This is a genomic window from Bacillus pfraonensis, assembly GCF_050768835.1.
In the GTDB taxonomy this organism is placed as follows: Bacteria; Bacillota; Bacilli; order Bacillales; family Bacillaceae_G; genus Bacillus_A; species Bacillus_A pfraonensis.
This window is the reverse complement of sequence record NZ_JAHCDO010000099.1, coordinates 1-368: the sequence shown is the minus strand read 5'-3', so window position 1 is coordinate 368 and position 368 is coordinate 1. Positions and strand designations below refer to the sequence as shown.

Genomic DNA, 368 nt, shown 5'->3' with positions numbered 1-368 from the left:
AATGAAGTATGAGATTGCACAAGAATTTGACGTACAACTTGGTCCAGATACAACATCTCGTGCAAATGGTTCTGTTGGTGGTGAAATCACAAAACGATTAGTAGCTATAGCGGAACAACAACTTGGCGGTAGATTCACTCATTAATTTCAACTGAAAACATAAAGAATTACATTAAATCGTAACATTACCTGTACTTAGTTTATTAATAAGTTTTATTACGGTAGAATAATCGTACGATAAGCATCTAAATGGGGTGTTTTTTCTTTGTTTTATCTCTTACATATCTATACTATAAGGGATAAACAAGATGCGTAACAAAAAGCCTTTGCAGCTACCATGAAGCGTATGCAGAGGCTTTTCTTCTTTT

1 protein-coding gene is annotated in these 368 nt (G+C 34.0%); it reads left to right on the top strand.

Features of this window, described 5'->3' with window-relative positions; genetic code table 11:
* The first annotated feature begins 1 nt into the window (after position 1).
* Complete coding sequence (locus tag KFD70_RS29275; RefSeq protein WP_431613554.1) at positions 2–145, top strand: alpha/beta-type small acid-soluble spore protein; 144 nt, start codon at positions 2–4, stop codon at positions 143–145.
* Positions 146–368 lie beyond the last annotated feature (223 nt).

Coding starts and splice junctions, on each gene's coding strand:
- KFD70_RS29275 (WP_431613554.1), top strand. CDS start 2: ATGAAGTATGAGATTGCACAAGAATTTGACGTACAACTTGGTCCAGAT.